Here is a 19,819-nt window from a genome sequence, read left to right as displayed (position 1 = left end):
TCCACCGGCGCCGCCAAGGCCGTCGGCAAGGTCATCCCCGAGCTGAACAAGAAGCTCACCGGCATGGCCTTCCGTGTCCCGACCTCCAACGTGTCCGTGGTCGACCTGACCGTCGAGCTGAACAAGGAAACCACGTACGAGAACCTCTGCAAGGTCATGAAGAAGGCCTCGGAAGGCGAGCTGAAGGGCGTGCTCGGTTATACCGAAGAGAAGGTCGTCTCCACCGATTTCCGTGGGTACAGCCTGCCGTCGGTGTTCGACGCCGAGGCCGGCATCGCCCTCGACGGCACCTTCGTCAAGGTCGTGGCCTGGTACGATAACGAGTATGGTTACACCTGCAACATGCTGCGCTTCGTCAAGCATGTAGCGAAATAAAGAGGCAAGATGTAAGAGGCAAGATGCGAGGTACGAGGTACGAGTATTTTTACTTGTATCTCGCATCTTGCAACTTGTCTCTGACATCGGAGATGTATTCGGAGAGGCCCGCCTCCCCCAATCCATTTCCAATACACTTTCCGGAGTTCACCAATCATGTCTGTCATCAAGCTGACCGATCTCGATCTCAAGGGTAAGCGCGTCCTCATCCGCGCCGACCTCAACGTGCCGGTCAAGGACGGCAAGGTCACCTCTGATGCGCGTATCACCGCGTCCATGGCCACCATCAACCACTGTCTGCAGCAGGGCGCGAAGGTGATGGTGACCTCGCACCTGGGTCGCCCGACCGAGGGCGAGTGGTCGGAAGAAGTATCGTTGAAGCCCGTCGCCGACAACATCGGTGGCCGCCTCGGCAAGACCGTGCGCCTGATCAAGGACTGGGTCGACGGTGGTTTCGACGTCGCCGCAGGCGAGCTGGTGGTGCTGGAGAACTGCCGCATCAACGTAGGTGAGAAGAAGAACCTCGACGCGACCGCGAAGAAGTACGCCGCGCTGTGCGATGTGTTCGTGATGGACGCCTTCGGCACCGCGCACCGCGCCCAGGCCTCTACCCACGGTGTCGCCAAATATGCCCCGGTCGCTGCGGCCGGTATTCTGCTGACCGGCGAACTGGATGCACTGACCAAGGCGCTGCTCAACCCGCGACGCCCGATGGTCGCCATCGTCGGTGGTTCGAAGGTTTCCACCAAGCTGACCGTACTGGAAGCCCTGTCCGAGAAGGTCGATCAGCTGGTCGTCGGCGGCGGTATCGCCAATACCTTCCTCAAGGCTACCGGCAAGAACGTCGGCAAGTCGCTGTGTGAGGACGATCTGGTGCCGACCGCACAGGCACTGATCGAGAAGATGAAGCAGCGTGGTGCGAACATCCCGATCGCCGTCGACGTGGTCTGTGGCAAGAAGTTCGACGCCAATGAGCCCGCCGTGCTGAAGGCCGCCGGCGATGTCGATGACGACGACATGATCTTCGACATCGGCCCGCAGAGTGCGCAGGAGCTCGTCGACATCATCATGCAGGCCGGTACCGTGGTGTGGAACGGTCCGGTGGGCGTGTTCGAATTCGATCAGTTCGGGGCCGGCACCCAGGCCATCGCCGAGGCCATCGCCAGGACCGACGCCTTCACGCTCGCCGGCGGCGGCGATACCATCGCGGCGATCCAGAAATACGACATCTACGATCAGGTCTCGTACATCTCCACCGCCGGTGGCGCCTTCCTGGAATTCCTCGAAGGTAAGACCCTCCCGGCCGTGGCCATCCTGGAAGAGCGGGCCAAACAATCGTGAGGAGCGAGGCGTGAGGCGGGAGGCGTGAGGCGCACGGGTTGAAGGGGGTTTCTCTTCACGCCTCACGCCTCCCGCCTCACGCTTCACTGAAAAAACCATGATGCGTAGAACCAAGATCATCGCAACCCTCGGGCCGGCGACGGACGATGCCAAGTCCCTGGATGAACTCATCCAGGCCGGTGTCGACGTCGTGCGGCTGAACTTCTCCCACGGTAGCCATCAGGAGCACGTCGAGCGTGCCCAGACGGTGCGTAACCGCGCCCGTGCCCATGGCCGCCAGGTCGGCGTACTCGTCGATCTGCAGGGCCCGAAGATCCGCATCGACCGTTTCCAGGAGGGCAAGGTGCTCCTCGAGGACGGTGCGCGCTTCGTCCTGGATGCCAAGCTGCCGGTCGACGCCGGCACCCGGGAGCGGGTCGGCATCAGCTATAAGCAGCTGCCCGAGGACGTCACCCGCGGCGATACCCTGTTGCTGAATGACGGCGCCATCGTGCTGTGGGTAGAGGACGTCAACGGTGCCGAGATCGAGACCCGCGTGGTGGTCGGTGGTGAGCTGTCCAACAGCAAGGGTATCAACCGTCAGGGCGGTGGGCTGTCCGCCAAGGCGCTGACCGACAAGGACCGCGCCGACATCAAGATCGCCGCCGAGATGCGTGCCGACTACGTCGCGGTATCCTTCCCGCGCAGCGCCGAGGATATCCACGAGGCGCGCGAGCTGTTGCGTGCCGCGGGTGGCCACGGTGGCATCGTCGCCAAGATCGAGCGCGCCGAATCCATCAACAACCTCGAAGAGATCATCCAGGCCACCGACGTGGTCATGATCGCGCGCGGCGACCTGGGCGTGGAGATCGGCGACGCCGAGCTGCCCGCCGTGCAGAAACGCATCATCCAGGTGGCCCGCACCCTGGACCGCGTGGTCATCACCGCGACGCAGATGATGCAGTCGATGGTCGAGAGCCCCATCCCCACCCGGGCCGAGGTGTTCGACGTCGCCAACGCCGTCATCGATGGTACCGATGCCGTCATGCTGTCCGCCGAAACGGCAACTGGAAAATACCCGGCCAAGGTCGTACAGGCCATGGATCGTATCTGCAAGGGTGCGGAGCGCCAGCGCATCAGCAGCAACACCGAACGCCGCCAGCAGATGCGCTTCAACCGCACCGATGAGGCCATCGCCAAGGCCGCGATGTATACCGCCAACCATCTGGGCGTGAAGGCAATCGCGGCCCTGACCGAGTCCGGCGCGACACCGCTGTGGATGTCGCGCGTCAGCTCCGGCATCCCCATCTACGCCTTGACGCGTCATGTCGAAACCCGTAGAAAGGTAACCCTTTACCGTGGCGTCTACCCGGTCAGCTTCGACGTGACCACCACCGACCACGCCGAGGTGAACCGCGAGGCGATCGACGAACTCATGCGCCGCGGCGCGGTGCGTGACGGCGATCTGGTGATCATCACCAAGGGCGATCTGGCCGGTGTCCTGGGCGGCACCAATGCCATGAAGATCGTCCGGGTAGGAGAGCACGAACGGGCCGTCCAGGGTTGATTCACCCGGACAATCCCCGACGAATTGTAGAGCTGAACCGGCGTCCACCTCCGGCCTAGAATGGCCCTCCGGTCGCCAATCGAATGACCTTACGATTAAAAACAGATCTCCAAGGAGAGAACCATGGCCTTGATATCCCTGCGTCAATTACTGGATCACGCCGCCGAGCACCAGTACGGTGTACCGGCGTACAACGTCAACAACATGGAACAGATGCACGCCATCATGCAGGCGGCCAACGAGACCGACAGCCCGGTGATCGTGCAGGCCTCCGCCGGTGCGCGCAAATATGCCGGCTCGCCGTTCCTGCGTCTGCTCATGCAGGCCGCCGCCGAGCAGTACCCACACATCCCGATCGTCGTGCATCAGGACCACGGTGCTTCCCCGGCCGTGTGCATCCGTTCCATTCAGCTCGGCTTCACCTCCGTCATGATGGATGGCTCGCTGATGGAAGACATGAAAACCCCCGCCAGCTATGACTACAACGTCGATGTCACCCGTCGCGTCGTCGAGATGTCGCACGCCTGCGGCGTGTCCGTCGAAGGCGAGCTGGGCTGCCTGGGCTCGCTCGAGACCGGCATGATGGGCGAAGAGGACGGTCACGGTTCCGACGAGCAGCTCGACCACTCGCAGCTGCTGACCGACCCGGAAGAGGCCGCCCAGTTCGTGAAGGAGACCGGCGTCGACGCGCTGGCCATCGCCATCGGCACCAGCCACGGCGCCTACAAGTTCACCCGTCCGCCGACCGGCGACATCCTGGCCATCCAGCGCATCAAGGAAATCCACAGCCGCATCCCCGACACCCACCTGGTGATGCACGGTTCCTCCTCGGTGCCGCAGGAATGGCTCAAGATCATCAACAGCTTCGGCGGCGACATGGGTCAGACCTACGGCGTGCCGGCCGAAGAGATCGTCATCGGTATCAAGAATGGCGTACGCAAGGTCAACATCGACACCGACCTGCGCATGGCCTCTACCGGCGCCGTCCGCAAGTTCCTGGCCGAGAACCCGAAGGAATTCGACCCACGCAAGTGGCTGACCGCCTCGACCAAGGCCATGAAGGATATCTGCAAGGCCCGCTACGAGGCCTTCGGTACCGCCGGCAACGCCGCCAAGATCAAGCCCATCGATCTGGAGGTCATGACCCAGCGCTACACCAGTGGCGAACTGGACCCGCGCGTCAACTGAGCGGTCGTTCGGAGTAGTGACAAGGGCGGCCACTGGCCGCCCTTTTCGTTTCCGGGGAAATGGCGAACCGCCAAGACGCCCCGCGCTTCAATGGCTGAAATTCCTTTGCACAGATTTAATCGCCAAGGCAATCGTCACATACGCCCAGCCATGGAAAATCATCTCTACAGCGACCAGTAATCCGATAAACCATAATGCCGAGGCTGGCCACTGAAAGAAAATCATGGCACCGAGTACCAAGGAAACGATCCCCGCCAAGAGCACCCAACCCCAAGCAAGACCATCGCCCTTTAGCTGGAAGCCCATAAAAATCCGTAGCAGACCGATAACAATGAATGATGCTGCCAATAAAGCAGTTATGGCCATGGAACCAATCAGTGGTTTGGTGATCAGTAGGGTGCCGGCCAGCAAGTACAGGCCTGCTATGGCAATATGCAACATGATGCTTTTCCAGCCTTTGCATTTAAAAGCATCGATAACCTGTAAAACACCCCCAATCAGTAACAATACACCGAAAAACAATACCGTAACGACAGTCATCGCCATGCTCATACCCAAGGCAATGGTGCCTAAGACGATAAACAGAATACCCAAAGCCAATAACCATCCCCAGCTGCGTTTTAAATCACCGAAGACGGCTTCAAAATCCTGCATTGCGTTTTGATTGATTCCATTCATAACGAACTCCAGTCATCTGCGTGCCATAGAGTTAACTATATTTAGCACACAATCACGGCTGTTCTATAAACCGGGAGTGAAAAAGGCGTAAACCTCAAGCAGATGTTACGATGATTGTGCTGGAAAACACGGTAACAGGCTGTACTAGAAGGAAGATGAAATGGCTCGCTTACAAGACAAGGTCGCGATAGTTACCGGGCAGCGCAGGGTATGGGCACGGCGACGTGATGCCGGCAGATTGCCGTGTGATAGCAGCAACAGACCTTTTTATGAGTCAGTTGGCGAGGACGAGGAAGCCGCTGCCGTGGGCCTGCTCCATCTGGGTGGTCGGGGCCATGGCACGGCTACGCCGTGTCGACATCGCTGATGAGGCACACCTACATCGGGCGCTTCGGCTGATAATGAGAACCGTGCTATGCAAAGTCATCCGTTATCATGGCGTATCCAACCCGGCGTCAGGGTGTATGTGGCATGAGCATTAATTGGGTGCTGCTGATCATCGGTGGACTGTTTGAAACCGGCTTTGCGATCAGCCTGGGTAAGGCCCAGCAGACCAGCGGTGAACAGATGTGGTTTTGGCTGGCCACGTTTGCGGTGTGCGTTGGTATCAGCATGTACCTGTTGTTCAGGGCCATGGGTGGCGACAAGGCCATTCCGGTAGGCACTGCCTATGCGGTGTGGGGCGCGATCGGCGCAATCGGTACCGTGGTAGCCGGTATTCTGCTGTTTCACGAACCGGTTACGTTCTGGCGTATGTTTTTTCTCAGCAGCCTGGTGTTATCGGTGGTGGGATTGCAGGTGGTCAGCAGTGTCTAGCACACATTGGGGACGGGTGATGTAACGGTTGCTGGCAGATGGTGCTTCCATTCAACATGAAGTATAAGTACATGGAAAGTACTATCCTACAGACATGAACTTTGCTAGTACTACACGAAATTGTTCACACGAATCTGCAATGATGTTCAGCTTGCAAGTGTGGTTAACCTAGAGTTCGGGCACAACCAACAACAGGCGCCCGCAGCGGACAGCATACGCAGGAGATCTACATGTCTCGCTTGCCCTTGAAATCCTCTCGCCTGGGACGCCGCCAGTTGCTCAAGCTGGGGCTGGGTGTCGGCGTTGCCGGTCTGATGCCACTTTCCAGCCTGTGGGCCAACACCGTCTCGACCCGGGCCCGCATCGTCATCCTGGGCGGCGGTGCCGCCGGCATGAGCATGGCCAATCGCCTCACCAAGCGCCTGAGCGGTGCAAGCATCACCGTGGTGGAACCGCGCGAGCTGCATCACTATCAGCCGGGCTGGACACTGGTCGCCTCCGGCGTCTGGCAAGCCGAACAGACGCTACGACCCAATGCCGAATTCCGCCCCGCCGGCATCGACTGGGTGAAAGGACCGGCGGTGGCGATCGATGCCGAGCAGCGCCGCATTACCCTGGCCGACGCCAGCACCCTGGAGTACGACGTGCTGGTGGTGGCCACCGGTTTGCAGCTCAATTACCATTTGATTGAAGGCATGTCGCCGGAGCTGATCGGCAGCCACGGCATCGGCAGCGTTTACGCGAGCCTTGACGCTGCGAGCCGCACCCGTGACACCATCGATGGCTGGCTGGCTCACGGGGGTGGCCAGGGCATCTTCACCGCGCCGCAAACGGCCATCAAGTGCGCTGGCGCGCCCGTCAAGATGACTTTCACCACCCTTTCCAGAATCAAGGCCGCCGGGGCACGGGATCGCTTCAAGCTGGACTACTTCACTGCCGGTGGCGGTATGTTCAGCCAGCCCTGGGTCAACGATTTCCTGATGCAGCGCTTCGATCGGGAAGCTATCTCCCGCCATCATTCCCAGTATCTCAGCGCCATTGATCCCGGCGCGAAACAGGCCGAATTCACCTCCCGGGATGGCGACACCGAGGTGCGCGACTACGACTTCATCCACGTGGTGCCGCCGATGAGCGCCCCGGACTTCGTCAAAGACAGCGATCTGATCGCCCAGGACGGCCCCTTCAAGGGTGAATGGCTCGATACCGATATCCACACCCTGCAGCATCATCGCTACCCGGAGGTGTTCGGCATCGGCGATGTGATCGGCGCCCCGATCAACAAGACCGCCGCCAGCGTCAAAGCCCAGGCGCCCGTGGTGGAAGCCAACATCGCCGCCTTCCTGCAGGAGAAGGCGCTGCCTGCCCGCCACAACGGCTATACCTCCTGCCCGCTGATCACCGATATCGGCAGGGCGATGCTGGTGGAGTTCGGCTACGACAACGACATGGCCTTTCTGCCCTCCTTCTCCTTCATCGATCCGAAGGAGGAATCCTGGTCGGCCTGGGTGCTCAAGGACTACCTGCTCCAGCCCGCCTATTACGCCATGCTCGCTGGCCGCGTCTGAGGAGACCCGACATGACATTTTCCCTTGCCGGCATCCTCGCGGTGCTGTCCTACGCCCTCCCGCCCTTTCTGCCGCTGATTCTGGCTGTCCTGGCGGTGCTGCTGCTCGTCCAGCTGCTCGCCAGGTGGCGCAACTACCGCACCGGTAGCTACCGCTGTATGCCGGCTGCCATGATGGCGCTGCTGGCCGGCCTTGCGACGGGCTGGTGGCTGCCGGCATTGACCCATTCCCGCCTGGCGTTCGTGACCACCGTCATCGACTGGGTCGCGCTCATCGCCGCAGCGCTGGGCGTAGCCCTTGTAACCTGGCTGGTACTGCACCCACTGAGCTACCTGGTCCGCGGTCCGCGCCACGGCTGAGCCACACGCCCGAAGAGCCGGGCATGGGTTCTTCGAGCGTCCTATCCGTCTGCTCAAATAAACCCGCGAAACAGATACACACTCAGCAGGGCGCCCAGCAATGCCACGAGGGCGTTGGTCATCATCCCGAACTGTAGACTGTAGCCGACCGGGATCTCGACCGGCCTGAGTGTCCGCAGGATGCGCCGATGCTGCAGCACGGAATACAGTGCTACGAACGACGCCAGCAGGATGAAGCCCAGACCCACGATGAACGAGAAGTGCCGTTGCAGTATGTGCACCTCGTCCTTGCCGACGATCCCGAGGAACAGCCCAAAGCGTTCGATGACGAAACCGAACGCCATGAGCGAGATACTGGTGCGGTTCCAGGCGAGCAGGGTGCGCTCGGCGGCGAACAGGACACGGGGATCGTTCAAGTCGGACATGGGAATCCCGGCTCAGTCGGTGGAGGGAATTTGGGGCCGGCGATACCGGGGATGATCAGCGCGACGGACAGCAGCCAGGCCCCACTGCATCGCGGGAAGGCCGGGATGGTCTCCGCCGGGGCTGTCGAGGGCGTCATTCAGATGCCCCAACGTACCGCCGGGTCGTATGTCCGCTCACGGCTGATAGGGGATGGTCACCGCTCCACCCTGCGGGTCCGGCCGGCAGTGGTAAACATCGAAGGTGCGCTGGCCGTTGACGATGTCGCCGACCGGCACGACGGTGTCACCATCGAGGTTGGGTGCCTCGTTGCGTGCCAGGGTCGCCAGTTCCTCGCTCATGGTGCGGTAGCTGCGCGGGACACCAGCGACGTTGTCCAGCACCGATACGGTGGTGGTGCCGACCTTGCGGCAGTTCATTACGTCCGCCGCTTCCGCGACACGCACCTCGCGTGCCTGTTCGGTGGGCTTGACCCAGGCGCAGGCGGATGTGAGCAGTGCCACGCCGAGCAGCAGGGAAAGGCGCCAGTTCCACATAGAGACCTCGCTGTCATGTCAGACCGGTGAAAATGCCGGCAGATAATACCACCCACGCGGGCCGTGCTCACCTGCCTCACCGGTCTGTTGGTGCAGGCGGATACAGACATTGGCCACGGAAACACACGGAAGAACACGGAAGGCGGCCCTGCGGTGGATTTTACATTCTGTGTGCTTCCGTGTGTTTCCGTGGCCATTGCCGTTTTGGCCCTCACACTGCCAGTGGCGCGGGGCCCGGTGTGTCAGGCTGCGCCTCGACGCACCCTACGAGCGGCCCGTGGCCATCGTCCGCCCTCACACTGCCAGCAGCGGCTCGTCCAGCGCCGCGGCCTGCTCGCGCAGCTGCAGGATATGCTCTTCCCAGTAGCGTGGTGTGTTGAACCAGGTGAAGGCCTGTGGAAAGGCGGGGTCGTCCCAGCGACGTGCGATCCAGGCGGCGTAGTGCAGCATGCGCAGCGTGCGCAGCGCTTCGATCAGGTGCAGCTCGCGACGGTCGAAGTCGCGGAACAGCTCGTAGCCGGCGACGATCTCGGACAGCTGCAGCGCCATCTCGTGGCGATCGCCAGACAGCAGCATCCACAGATCCTGTACCGCCGGGCCGCTGCGGCAGTCGTCCAGATCGACGAAGTGCGGGCCGTCATCGGTCCAGAGGATGTTGCCCGGGTGGCAGTCGCCGTGCAGGCGGATGTGGGTGACGTCGCCGGCGCGCCGGAAGGCGGTATCGATCTGCCGCAGCAGGTCCTCGGTGAGCGTGCGGTAGGCCAGCTCGATGTGCGGTGGGATGAAGCCATGCGCCTGCAGATACTGACAGGACTGGGTGCCGAAGGTCTCGATGTCCAGGGTCGGCCGGTGCGCGAAGGCGCGCACCTCACCCACCGCATGGATGCGCCCGAGGAAGCGCCCCAGCCATTCCAGCTTGTCCGGGTCGTCGAGATCCGGCCAGCGTCCGCCCCGGCGGGGGAAGAGGGCAAAGCGGAAGCCGGCGTATTCGAACAGGGTGTCGCCGTCGTCGCTGCGCACTGGCGCGACCACCGGGATCTCGGCGTCGGCGAGTTCCAGGGTGAAGGCGTGCTCTTCGAGGATGGCCGCGTCGTCCCATCGCCCGGGGCGGTAGAACTTGGCGACCAGGAAGCCTCCACCCTCCAGGCCGATCTGGTAGACGCGGTTCTCGTAACTGTTCAGCGCCAGCAGATGGCCGCTGGTTGCATGGCCGCGCGCCTCCACCGCCTGCAGGACGGTGTCCGGATCGAGGCCGGCGTAGACGGGCACATGTGGGCTATCGGTCATGGCCGACACTATACCTGCATGCGGCGGGATGTGCCGATGGCCGGGCTGAATCGGGTTGGGGCGCAGGGGTGGTCTGGTGTCATGCCACGAACGATGACGACTGGCACGGCAGTGTGCCTGGCCGCACCCGGATGCATCCTACAGAACCTATGGCCACGGAAACACACGGAACAACACGGAAGATGGTCCTGTGGATGATTTTTCATTCCGTGTTGTTCCGTGTGCTTCCGTGGCCAATTCCTGTATCAGCCCGTACCGGAGGATCGGCCTGCGTAGGGTGCGTCGGCGCCAGCGACGCACCGGCCCGCGCCGCGCCCGCCGGCTCAATACCCCTTCAGATGCTTGGCCTCGAACGGGTGCGTGGTGTCGCCGCCGAGTACCAGGCGCAGCATGCTGTTCATGGTCGGTGCGTCGTTGTCGAAGCCGCCGTGCGAGGCCGCGGTGGTCTTGTCGCGGTGTGTGGCGGTGTCGTAGTGGCGCACCCGGCGGGTGATGCCCTCGCAGTCGAGTTCGTCCAGGTATTTCGCCATGCCCATCAGCGGCACCACCGCGTTGCGTCGCTCGTACGAGCGTGACACCAGATACAGCAGCGACTTGCGGTAGATCTGTGCGACGTTGTCATCCCGTTCGGTCTTGTCGTCGAGCAGGAAATGATGCAGATGGCCGACGGTCCGGTCCTTGAGTGCCGGGCGGATCTGACTGTTGAACAACGCCGTGGTACAGGCCGGCGCGAACAGGATCAGGTTGTCGATGGCCGGGCCACCGAGCGTACGCCAGCGCTCCAGCAGATGCCCGAACCAGATGGAGCCCGCGCTGTGGCCGACCAGGTGTAGCCGCGGACGCTGGCTCTCGGGCAGCTCCGCCAGCGCCGCGAACAGCAGGGCCAGCGTCCGGGTGCCGGCGGCCTCCGTGCGGAAGGCGTATTCGGCATCGGTCCGCATCTCCTTCCACAGCGCATGTCCGAGCGCATGGGTCGCGCGCTCGACGACCTTGTCCCACCAGTCGCTCGGCCCGCCGGCACGCTCCTGGGCGAAATCCTCCTTGCCGAGCAGGACGTCGCGCAACTCGGGAAACATGCCGGTCTCCCAGATGAAATGGATCTCATGCACTTGATTGGCCTCGAATACGGGCCGCCAGGCGCCGACGCGCGCGGCACAGGCCTTCACGTCGTTGAGACCACCGTGCGCGTACAGCAGCAGATGCTTCGGCGCCGTGTTGCCGTCCAGGCCCACGGCACGGCGCACGCTACCGTGCACCTCCGCCTCCTTGGAGGGGTAGTCGCCGAAGGGGTCGAACTGGCCATCGTCGATGTGGACGTAATGGTCGGCGATCTCATGGCGTGGCGGCGCCTCGGTGCGTGCCTTCGATTGGCCGCCGATGTTGACGTAGGCCCCGCGCTCGAGCGCACGTGCGTCCCGCACCGGCAGGGCAGTACGCGCGACCCAGGCGTCCCAGAGGTTGTCGTCGCAGTCCTCATACGTCCAGATCGCGCAGCCCTCGTAGCGGGTCCGCCCGATCTTCACTCCGCCCCAGCGCTTGCCCCAGGAGTTCTGGATGATGAATCCGTCCGGCGTGTAGCCGATGATCGCGAAGGCGTGCCCGCCCTGACCCTTCCAGCCCTGCTTGTAGGCGATGATGCCGTCGCGCGCGTGGCTCTCGTCCCAGCCGACGTGCGTCTGCGCTGCGGCATAGATCGCACCGGTCTCGTTCAGCGCCGTGTGCAGATCGGCGCGCCGCGGCAGGACGCGGTAATAGGTGCCCAGCGGAAACGCCAATGCCGCTTGCTGACGCTCGGCGGTGAGATGACCGGGCATGGCAGGGTCATAGGACCAGTCCGCCTCGGGGCACACGCCACTCTTGTACCAGCCCTTCATGGCGCCGCGCGCGCTGGAGCCCTCGTAATGGTCGCCCGGCCAGTGGTCATGGCGTTTGGCCGTCTCATAGAGCATCCGGGCACTGACCGGCGTGCGGATACCCTGCAGGCGGTTCATGTAGTCGATGACGGCCGCGAGCCCGAAGCCCGTGCAGGTACCCTCCATGCCCTGATCGCGGATGAAGATGCAACGCTTCTCGGGCAGCAGCTGTGATGCGACGGGGATGAGTGCGGGCTCGTAGAGGCGGTCGCGGAAGTCCAGCGAGTCGCGGCGGGTGACGGGCTTGGTGGACATGGTGGGTGCTCCTTGCGTACTGTCGTGGTTCGTAGAGTATTGATGAAGATGCCACCGGTCGTCACGCCGTGTGTCAGCTGTCGCCCGACTCCGCTGGTGGCACGGGCGGGGTCGGCTGACCATTGGACCAGCTGCGCACATGCAGGTCGCGCTGTGGGAAGGGGATCTCGATGCCTTCCGCGCGGAAGGCCGCCTCGATGGCAAAATTCAGATCACTGATCACCGACAGCCGCTCGTTGATGTTGCGCACGAAGCAGCGCAGCTCGAAGTTCAGTGCGCTGTCGCCGAAACCCAGGAACAGCACCTTCGGATCCGGATAGGAGCCGTTGGTGATGACGTTGGGGTGCTCGCGGGCAATCTGCTCCAGGGTCGTCTTCACCTTCTGAGTGTCGCTGCCGTAGGCCACGCCGATCGGGATGCGCGCACGGCCCTGGGTGTCGTAGAGCATCCAGTTGGTGACCTGCTGCGAGATCAGCTCCGAGTTCGGTACGATGACGTCAGCGCGATCGAAGGTCTGGATCTGGGTGGAGCGGATGCGGATGCGCTTCACATAGCCCTCGGTACTGCCCACCACCACCCAGTCGCCGGTCTTCACCGGGCGCTCGAACAGCAGGATCAGGCCCGAGACGAAGTTGTTGACGATGTTCTGCAGGCCAAAGCCGATGCCCACCGACAGCGCGCCGGCGATGATGGCGAGGTTGCGGAACTCGAAGCCCGCCACCGCCAGGCCGATGATGGCGGCCACGGTGATCATCACATAACCGCTGATGGTGACCACCGCCTCGTGCGCGCCGGGCTCGAGACGCGCATAGCGGCGTCCGTGGCGATCCAGCCGTGTCTGCAGCCAGTGCGCCAGCACGACCAGCAGCGCAAACAGCGCCAGTGCCGCCAGGATGCGCACCGGCACGAGCTGGAACGTACCCAGCGGGAAGCCCCGGATGAGATAGTCCTCGATCTGTTGCACCGTCGCGGCCGAGACCTGCCAGATGCGCAGCAGCGCGTAGCCGCACACGGCCCACAGCAACAGGCTGGTCGCCGCGCGCAACCACAGCATGCCGGGGATGGCATGCCCCGGGGCCACGCCGAGCAGATGGCGCAGCCGTCGTGGCCAGGCCCCTTCGCCCTGCTCCAGCGCATCGTGCAGCTCGCGGAACAGCCGCGCTGCGACCAGGGTCACGCCGAATGCGATCAGGGAGCCCAGGATGACGCGTACGATGCCCAGCGCCAGGTTGCGGTAGCCGACCCACTCTGCTGCCAGGCTGACGACCAGGATCAGCGCCATCAGCAGTCCCAGCCAGCGCAGTGCGTCCTTTTCGCGCATGCGGGCGAACAGCCACAGTGCCCAGATCATGTTCAGGAACAGCAGGCCGGCGTACAGGCCGCGGGTCAGCAGGTAGGCATCGTCCGGCAGGTGCTGCGCCAGCAGGGTGGAGAACACCAGATAACCGAAGAAGGTCAGCAGCGCCAGTACACGCAGACGCCGCGCCATCTGGCGCGTGAGCTCGTCGCTTGCCGCCAACAGCTTGCGCATCGGTGGCCGGGGTGCGAGCGTCCAGTGGATGACGATCAGCGTCAGCAGGTAGACCGGCAGCCCGTAGAGCAGCACGTTCACGAAGGGCACCGGTCGGATGGTGTAGGTCAGTGCATAGACGAACACCGCAGCGGCGGTGCTGGCCAGCAGCTGCGGCAGATAGTGCAGCGTCGCCGCCCACAGTGACGGGCCGACACCGATGGTGGCATCGGCGGCCGGAGGCCGTGCCGCCAACCGGCGCCGGTGGGCGCGGCGCAGTAACACCCCGGGCAGGGCGGCCACGACCACCAGCAGCGCGAACCACAACCACTGGGAGGCCGTCAGGTTGGTGAGTCCGGCATGCTGCTGCACGAACTGCGCCGTGACTGCCCCGAGCAGTGGCGCGCTGTGCCAGTTGTCGACCAGCAGCGCCAGCAGGCCGGGGCCGCGCGCGAACAGGCGTTCGGCTACCATCAGCTTGAGCCGTTCCGCGACGCGCTGCGCGAGCTTGTCGCTCTGCAGGTTGAGCACGCGACATTCGGCCAGGCGGCGCTCCTGCCCGGCGATGGACTGCTGGATCTCCTTGCGCTCGCGGGCGACGTCTGCCGTCTCGCCTTTGGCGGCTGCACCCAAGGAGGCAAGATCGGCCTGCAGCTGCGCCAGCGCCGCGCCGGTCTTGGTGATGCAGTCCGCCACCGACGCCCGGCCACCGCTGATTCGGTCGGCCCAGGCCTTGAGCTGATCCTCGCCCACGGTCCCGTCCTTGGCGATCTGGCGCTCGATGTCGTTGAGGCGTTCGGCGTAGGTCGCCAACGTGTTCGCGGCCGCCTCGGTGACGGTCTCGGCGGCCAGATTGGGCGGCGCCAGGACGGTGAGGATGGCGAGCAGCATGAGCGCGAGGGCGCGCAGAGGGCGGGTGACGGTCGAAGACGAGGGCATGGGGGCGGCTTCGGGCGGTGAGAGAAATGTGATTATTGGGCCTCGTACGAGGTGGCACAAGGATATCTGGTATGGATACCTCCGGGAGGAGGGGATCTGGATGCCCGCAGCGGGCATCTCACACGGGTAGTCTGGTGGCGGTGGATATAGGTCAAGCGGATGGCAACAAGCCCTGCCGGGCGGGGTTGGCCTGTGGGATGATCCGGAGGGTATGATGCGGCCCGGAACGAGAGGAGAACAGACGGCCATGCAGACCAAGATCCAACTGCCCGAGTCGGAGATGCCGACCCACTGGTACAACGTCATTACCGATATGCCCAACAAACCGCTGCCCTACCTGGGGCCGGACGGCCAGCCGGTCCCCCCGGAGGCGATGGCGGCGATCTTCCCACCGAGTATCCTCGAACAGGAGATGTCGGGCGAACGCTGGATCCCGATCCCGGAGGAGGTCCGCGAGGTATTGCGTCTGTGGCGGCCATCGCCGCTGTACCGCGCCCACCGCCTGGAGGCGGCGCTGCAGACGCCGGCGAAGATCTACTACAAGAACGAGGCGGTGAGCCCGGCCGGCTCGCACAAACCCAACACCGCCGTCGCCCAGGCCTGGTACAACAAGCAGGCCGGCATCAAGCGCCTGGCCACCGAGACCGGTGCCGGCCAGTGGGGCTGCTCGCTGGCGCTCGCCGGGCAGATGTTCGGGCTGGAGGTACGCGTCTATATGGTGAAGGTCAGCTACGAGCAGAAGCCCTACCGGCGCTCACTCATGCAGACCTGGGGTGCCGAGGTGTTCGCCAGCCCCACCGACCAGACCGAGGCCGGCCGGCAGATCCTCAAGGCGCATCCGGACTCGCAGGGCTCGCTCGGCGTCGCCATCTCCGAGGCGGTGGAGGAGGCGGCCAGCCGCAAGGACACCAACTACGCACTGGGCTCGGTGCTCAACCACGTGCTGCTGCACCAGACCATCATCGGTGAGGAGGCGCGGCGCCAGCTCGCCCTGGTCGACGATTATCCCGACATGGTGTTCGCACCCTGCGGCGGCGGTTCCAACTTCGGCGGCATTGCCTTTCCATTCTTCGCCGACAAGGCCGCCGGCAGCAAGGTGCGGCTGGTCGCCGTCGAACCCACCTCCTGCCCGACGCTCACCAAGGGCGTGTATACCTACGACTTCGGTGACGCCGTCGGGCTCACGCCGCTGATGAAGATGTACACCCTCGGCCACGACTTCATGCCACCGGGCATCCACGCCGGCGGGCTGCGCTACCATGGCGATTCCGCACTGGTCAGCCAGCTCTACCACGAGGGCCTGATCGAGGCGGTGGCCGTGCCGCAGCTGGAGACCTTCGAGGCCGGTGTGTTGTTCGCGCGCACCGAGGGCATCCTGCCCGCGCCCGAATCCAACCACGGGATCGCCGCCGTGATCCGCGAGGCGCGGGAATGCGCCCGGACCGGCGAGCCGAAGACGCTGCTGTTCAATCTCTCCGGCCACGGCCACTTCGACATGAGTTCCTACGATCGCTACTTCAGCGGCCAGCTGGAGGACTTCGAGTATCCGGAAGAGGCGATCCGGGAATCGCTGCGGCATCTGCCGCAGGTGGGGTAGGAGCCTGGGATCAAGGGAATGGGAGCAATCGAGCCCCCCATGACTGTGCCATTAATTTTTACCCTGAAAACCCTCATTTCAGCCACGGAAGCACACGGAAAAACACCGACAAGAGCATAAGCTTCACACGACATCCCACGTCACCTGCCACGTGCTGGGGCAGGGTTTCGTGACGCGGTTTCATCTCGATGTCTTCCGTGTGCTTCCGTGGCAAATCTGGTTTTGGGTTTATGGGACAGCAGTGAGTCTGGCCTTATTGATCCTCAGGGATGGGTCATGTCCAGCGGTACGATCCAGGCGTCGTACTGTTCTGCCGTGACCTGCCCCGAGGCCAGCGCCGCCGCGCGCAGCGTCAGGCCCTCGCGGTGCGCCTGTTTGGCGATCGCGGCCGCCTTGTCGTAGCCGATATGGCGGTTGAGCGCCGTCACCAGCATGAGGTTCTTGTTCAGGTTCTCGTCGATCTTCGCGACATTCGGTTCGATGCCGATGGCGCAGTGGTCGTTGAACGCGCCGCAGGCGTCGCTCAGCAGGGAGATGCTCTCCAGCACGTTGTGCACCATCACCGGCTTGTAGACGTTCAACTGGAAATTGCCCTGGCTACCGGCGAAGGCCACCGCCGCGTCGTTGCCGAACACCTGCACGCACACCATGGTCAGCGCCTCGGCCTGGGTCGGGTTGACCTTGCCCGGCATGATCGATGAGCCGGGCTCGTTCTCCGGAATGATCAGTTCACCGATGCCGCAGCGCGGACCGCTGGCCAGCCAGCGCACGTCGTTGGCGAGCTTCATGAGTCCTCCGGCCAGTGTGCGCAGCGCGGCCGAGACCTGCACCAGCGCATCGTGCGCGGCCAACGCGAAGAACTTGTCGGGTGCGCTGCGGAACGGCTGGCCGGTCAGGGCGGCAATGTGGCGCGCCGCACGATCGCCGAACTGCGGGTGTGCGTTCAGTCCGGTGCCGACCGCGGTGCCGCCGATGGCGAGGTCGTACAGCCCGGGCAGGGCAGCGCGCACCGCCTGGATACCGAAGTCGAGCTGCGCGACCCAGGCACCGATCTCCTGGCCGAGCGTGATGGGTGTGGCATCCTGCAGATGCGTGCGACCGGTCTTGACGAGGTCTTGGTAGGCCTGAGCCTTGGCGGCCAGCGTGGCGCGCAGGCGTGCGCTGGCGGGGAACAGTGCGTGTTCCAGCTCCTCGACCACGGCGATGTGCATGGCGGTCGGGAAGGTGTCGTTGGACGACTGGCCGCGATTGACGTGATCGTTCGGGTGCACCGGCTGCTTCGAGCCCAGGGTACCGCCGGCCAGCTCGATGGCGCGGTTGGCGATGACCTCGTTGGCATTCATATTCGACTGCGTGCCGGAGCCCGTCTGGAATACGACCAACGGAAAATGCGCGTCGAGTTTTCCATCGATGACCTCGCCGGCAGCTGTCACGATCCGCGCGGCGACGTCGGCCGGCAACTCGTCGAGTTCGGCATTGGCCTGGGCCGCGGCCTTCTTGAGTACGCCCAGCGCCCGGATCATCGGCCGCTGCCAGCAAAAGCGCGCGACGCCGATGGGGAAATTGTGGATGGAACGCTGGGTCTGTGCGCCCCAGTAGCGGTCGGCGGGCACATCGATCGCGCCCATGGAATCGGTCTCGGTGCGGCTTGCGCTCACGACAGGCCTTTCGGGGGAAGCGGGTTGGCCGTAGATGCTAACGCCAAGCCGGCGTGGTTTCCACCGCCAAACGTTTCTGCCGGCCGGCAGGGCGCGCTAAGCACAGCACATCGCGCCGGATGTCCTTTCAACGAGGCATGGCGCGTCCAGGCATCCAACGCGCTATGGCGTGCCGCTGCGGTCTCCGTACGCGGCCACGCGCATCTCGCGTTCCGCGCGGGCGAGCGCGGCGAGTTGCCGGACGGACCAGCGCCGATCCCAGCCACGTTTGTGTGGCTTGCACAACGCGCAGCAAGCACGCTTGCTCTTGTAGCGTTTTCTCATGGTCGTCGTCCATCCGGGCAGGCCATTTCCTCCACGGGCCACCACGGTCAGGTGTTGCTCAGTCCACCAGGCCGACGTAGACGTTCTGCACATCGTCGTCGGCATCGACAGCATCGAGGAAGGCCTCGACCTCGGCCCGTTCGGCTGCGCCGATGGTGACGGGGTGCTTCGGTCGGTAGCCGAGTTGTGCGGACTGCACGACGAAACCGTAGGTCGGCAGCGCGCGGCCGACGGCATCCAACTCGGTCGGCTCGGTGTAGAACCAGGTCGCGCCGTCGTCACCGGGTTCGAGGTCGACGGCGCCGGCCTCGATGGCGGCGACATCCGGATCGGCAGTGGCGGATTCCGGCATGGCCTCGATCATGCCGAGGTGGTCGAAGTCCCAGGATACCGAGCCCGAGGCACCCAGCTGGCCCTTGCGGAACAGCACGCGGATGTTGGAGGCGGTGCGGTTGGCGTTGTCGGTCAGGCACTCGACGATCACCGGGACGCGGTGCGGGGCGAAGCCCTCATAGGTGAGCTTTTCGTAGCTCACGCCCGCGTCCAGCAACCCGGCACCCTTCTTGATGACGCGCTCCAGCGTATCCTTGGGCATGGAGGCCTTTTTCGCCTGCTCGACCGCCAGGCGCAGGCGCGGGTTCATGCCCGGGTCGGCGCCGTTGCGCGCCGCGACCATGATCTCCTTCGCCAGTTTGGTGAATATGCGGCCCTTGGCGTTGGCCGCCGCCTCCTTGCCCTTCGCTTTCCACTGTGCGCCCATCGGACGTCCTCGCTCTGTCTGTCGCGGCCGTGGACATGTTCGCCAGGTGCGAACGGTACGGGCCGGGGGCGCGATTCTACCGGAGGCGACGGGTCGCGCGAAATGGCCGGCCCGCCCCGGTCACCCCACGGTCACCCCACGGTCACCCCACGGTCACCCCAGCAGCCCCGGATTGAGCTGTCGCGTGGCGAAGGTCGGCATCGAGGCGAAACCCGCCCAGCCCGGATAGGGCAGCAGCAGTACGCCAGACCAGCCAGACCGCGGCGCCCATGGGCGCGGAGAGCGCGCCCCATATCGGGCCGAACATCCAGCCGGACGGCGGGCGAGGCGTGGGGCATGGCGGTGATTCCGGACCGATCGTCGCTGAATAGGTAAAAGGTGGAATCCGGCATCAAGATGTACGCGTACTGTATTTGCGATCAGCTGACGCAACTGGGCCCATGGGGCCAGTTGCTCCATCTCAGTCAGAAACTGTTCCCGCCGAGTCGGCTTGCGGTAGCGTTCAAAGTCACCGGTAGCGAAAGTCTGCTGTCTCATCGATACCTAGCCGTTGTGAGCAATGCACGTATTATCGCAAATGTTGGGACTTAATCAGAGTTGCCCTAGATCTGATCTTCCCCCAGTTCAACGGACCATTGAGTAATGGCCTGCGGCCATCTTCTCGAAGGCCAGTGGCGCCATCATGCCTATATGTGAATGGCGACGCTGGCGGTTATAAAACACCTCAACATACTCGAAGATGCTTGCCT

General features: G+C 63.8%; 19 protein-coding genes. 8 read left to right on the top strand and 11 right to left on the bottom strand.

Annotated elements, in window-relative coordinates:
• From K8I04_13350 to fba, 4 genes are all read left to right on the top strand, one after another.
• On the top strand, nt 1-375 hold a 375-nt coding region (locus tag K8I04_13350), incomplete at its 5' end, for a type I glyceraldehyde-3-phosphate dehydrogenase (protein ID MBZ0072697.1).
• A gap of 156 nt (nt 376-531) precedes the next feature.
• Entirely contained in the window at nt 532-1,716 is a 1,185-nt protein-coding gene (locus K8I04_13345; GenBank protein ID MBZ0072696.1) for a phosphoglycerate kinase, read from the top strand.
• Between the two features lie 97 nt (nt 1,717-1,813).
• A complete protein-coding gene (gene pyk / locus K8I04_13340) occupies nt 1,814-3,262 on the top strand; it encodes a pyruvate kinase (GenBank protein ID MBZ0072695.1) in 1,449 nt (482 codons plus the stop codon).
• A gap of 123 nt (nt 3,263-3,385) precedes the next feature.
• Nucleotides 3,386-4,450: a fructose-bisphosphate aldolase class II gene (gene fba, locus K8I04_13335; protein MBZ0072694.1), complete on the top strand. Its 1,065-nt coding sequence runs from the start codon at nt 3,386-3,388 to the stop codon at nt 4,448-4,450.
• 87 nt (nt 4,451-4,537) lie between these two features.
• Here fba and K8I04_13330 read toward each other — a convergent pair whose 3' ends face one another.
• Nucleotides 4,538-5,128: an HdeD family acid-resistance protein gene (locus tag K8I04_13330; GenBank protein MBZ0072693.1), complete on the bottom strand. Its 591-nt coding sequence runs from the start codon at nt 5,126-5,128 to the stop codon at nt 4,538-4,540.
• A 477-nt stretch (nt 5,129-5,605) separates the two neighbouring features.
• On the opposite strand from K8I04_13330, the gene K8I04_13325 reads away from it, so the two are divergent.
• The 3 genes from K8I04_13325 (at nt 5,606) to K8I04_13315 (ending at nt 7,868) form a co-directional block, all read left to right on the top strand.
• Complete coding sequence (locus K8I04_13325) at nt 5,606-5,944, top strand: multidrug efflux SMR transporter (protein ID MBZ0072692.1); 339 nt, start codon at nt 5,606-5,608, stop codon at nt 5,942-5,944.
• A 230-nt stretch (nt 5,945-6,174) separates the two neighbouring features.
• The gene (locus tag K8I04_13320; protein ID MBZ0072691.1) at nt 6,175-7,509 is read left to right on the top strand and encodes an NAD(P)/FAD-dependent oxidoreductase; all 1,335 of its coding nucleotides are present in this window, start codon (nt 6,175-6,177) and stop codon (nt 7,507-7,509) included.
• 11 nt (nt 7,510-7,520) lie between these two features.
• A complete protein-coding gene (locus K8I04_13315; protein MBZ0072690.1) occupies nt 7,521-7,868 on the top strand; it encodes a hypothetical protein in 348 nt (115 codons plus the stop codon).
• 53 nt (nt 7,869-7,921) lie between these two features.
• Here K8I04_13315 and K8I04_13310 read toward each other — a convergent pair whose 3' ends face one another.
• From K8I04_13310 to K8I04_13290, 5 genes are all read right to left on the bottom strand, one after another.
• Nucleotides 7,922-8,293, bottom strand: coding sequence for a DUF202 domain-containing protein (locus K8I04_13310; protein ID MBZ0072689.1), 372 nt, complete (start codon nt 8,291-8,293; stop codon nt 7,922-7,924).
• A gap of 174 nt (nt 8,294-8,467) precedes the next feature.
• On the bottom strand, nt 8,468-8,827 hold the full coding sequence (locus tag K8I04_13305) for a DUF4156 domain-containing protein (protein ID MBZ0072688.1): 360 nt from the start codon (nt 8,825-8,827) through the stop codon (nt 8,468-8,470).
• 294 nt (nt 8,828-9,121) lie between these two features.
• Nucleotides 9,122-10,114 carry a serine/threonine protein kinase gene (locus K8I04_13300; protein ID MBZ0072687.1) on the bottom strand — a complete coding sequence of 331 codons (993 nt, stop codon included), beginning with the start codon at nt 10,112-10,114 and terminating at the stop codon, nt 9,122-9,124.
• 323 nt (nt 10,115-10,437) lie between these two features.
• The gene (locus tag K8I04_13295; GenBank protein ID MBZ0072686.1) at nt 10,438-12,282 is read right to left on the bottom strand and encodes a C1 family peptidase; all 1,845 of its coding nucleotides are present in this window, start codon (nt 12,280-12,282) and stop codon (nt 10,438-10,440) included.
• Between the two features lie 73 nt (nt 12,283-12,355).
• The gene (locus K8I04_13290) at nt 12,356-14,731 is read right to left on the bottom strand and encodes a mechanosensitive ion channel (protein MBZ0072685.1); all 2,376 of its coding nucleotides are present in this window, start codon (nt 14,729-14,731) and stop codon (nt 12,356-12,358) included.
• A gap of 247 nt (nt 14,732-14,978) precedes the next feature.
• Here K8I04_13290 and K8I04_13285 point away from each other — a divergent pair, with 247 nt between their 5' ends.
• A complete protein-coding gene (locus K8I04_13285) occupies nt 14,979-16,328 on the top strand; it encodes a TrpB-like pyridoxal phosphate-dependent enzyme (GenBank protein MBZ0072684.1) in 1,350 nt (449 codons plus the stop codon).
• 263 nt (nt 16,329-16,591) lie between these two features.
• On the opposite strand, the gene fumC is transcribed toward K8I04_13285, so the two are convergent.
• From fumC to K8I04_13260, 5 genes are all read right to left on the bottom strand, one after another.
• Nucleotides 16,592-17,986, bottom strand: a complete 1,395-nt coding sequence (fumC, locus tag K8I04_13280; GenBank protein ID MBZ0072683.1) for a class II fumarate hydratase — start codon at nt 17,984-17,986, stop codon at nt 16,592-16,594.
• A 162-nt stretch (nt 17,987-18,148) separates the two neighbouring features.
• Complete coding sequence (locus K8I04_13275; protein ID MBZ0072682.1) at nt 18,149-18,310, bottom strand: hypothetical protein; 162 nt, start codon at nt 18,308-18,310, stop codon at nt 18,149-18,151.
• A 58-nt stretch (nt 18,311-18,368) separates the two neighbouring features.
• Entirely contained in the window at nt 18,369-19,070 is a 702-nt protein-coding gene (locus tag K8I04_13270) for a YebC/PmpR family DNA-binding transcriptional regulator (protein ID MBZ0072681.1), read from the bottom strand.
• A gap of 142 nt (nt 19,071-19,212) precedes the next feature.
• Nucleotides 19,213-19,377 carry a hypothetical protein gene (locus tag K8I04_13265; protein MBZ0072680.1) on the bottom strand — a complete coding sequence of 55 codons (165 nt, stop codon included), beginning with the start codon at nt 19,375-19,377 and terminating at the stop codon, nt 19,213-19,215.
• 317 nt (nt 19,378-19,694) lie between these two features.
• A partial coding sequence (locus K8I04_13260; GenBank protein ID MBZ0072679.1) for an IS3 family transposase occupies nt 19,695-19,819 on the bottom strand: 125 nt, incomplete at its 5' end.

The organism is Gammaproteobacteria bacterium, assembly GCA_019911805.1.
GTDB lineage: Bacteria > Pseudomonadota > Gammaproteobacteria > Thiohalobacterales > Thiohalobacteraceae > JAHJQQ01.
This window is presented reverse-complemented; position numbering and strand designations above follow the sequence as displayed.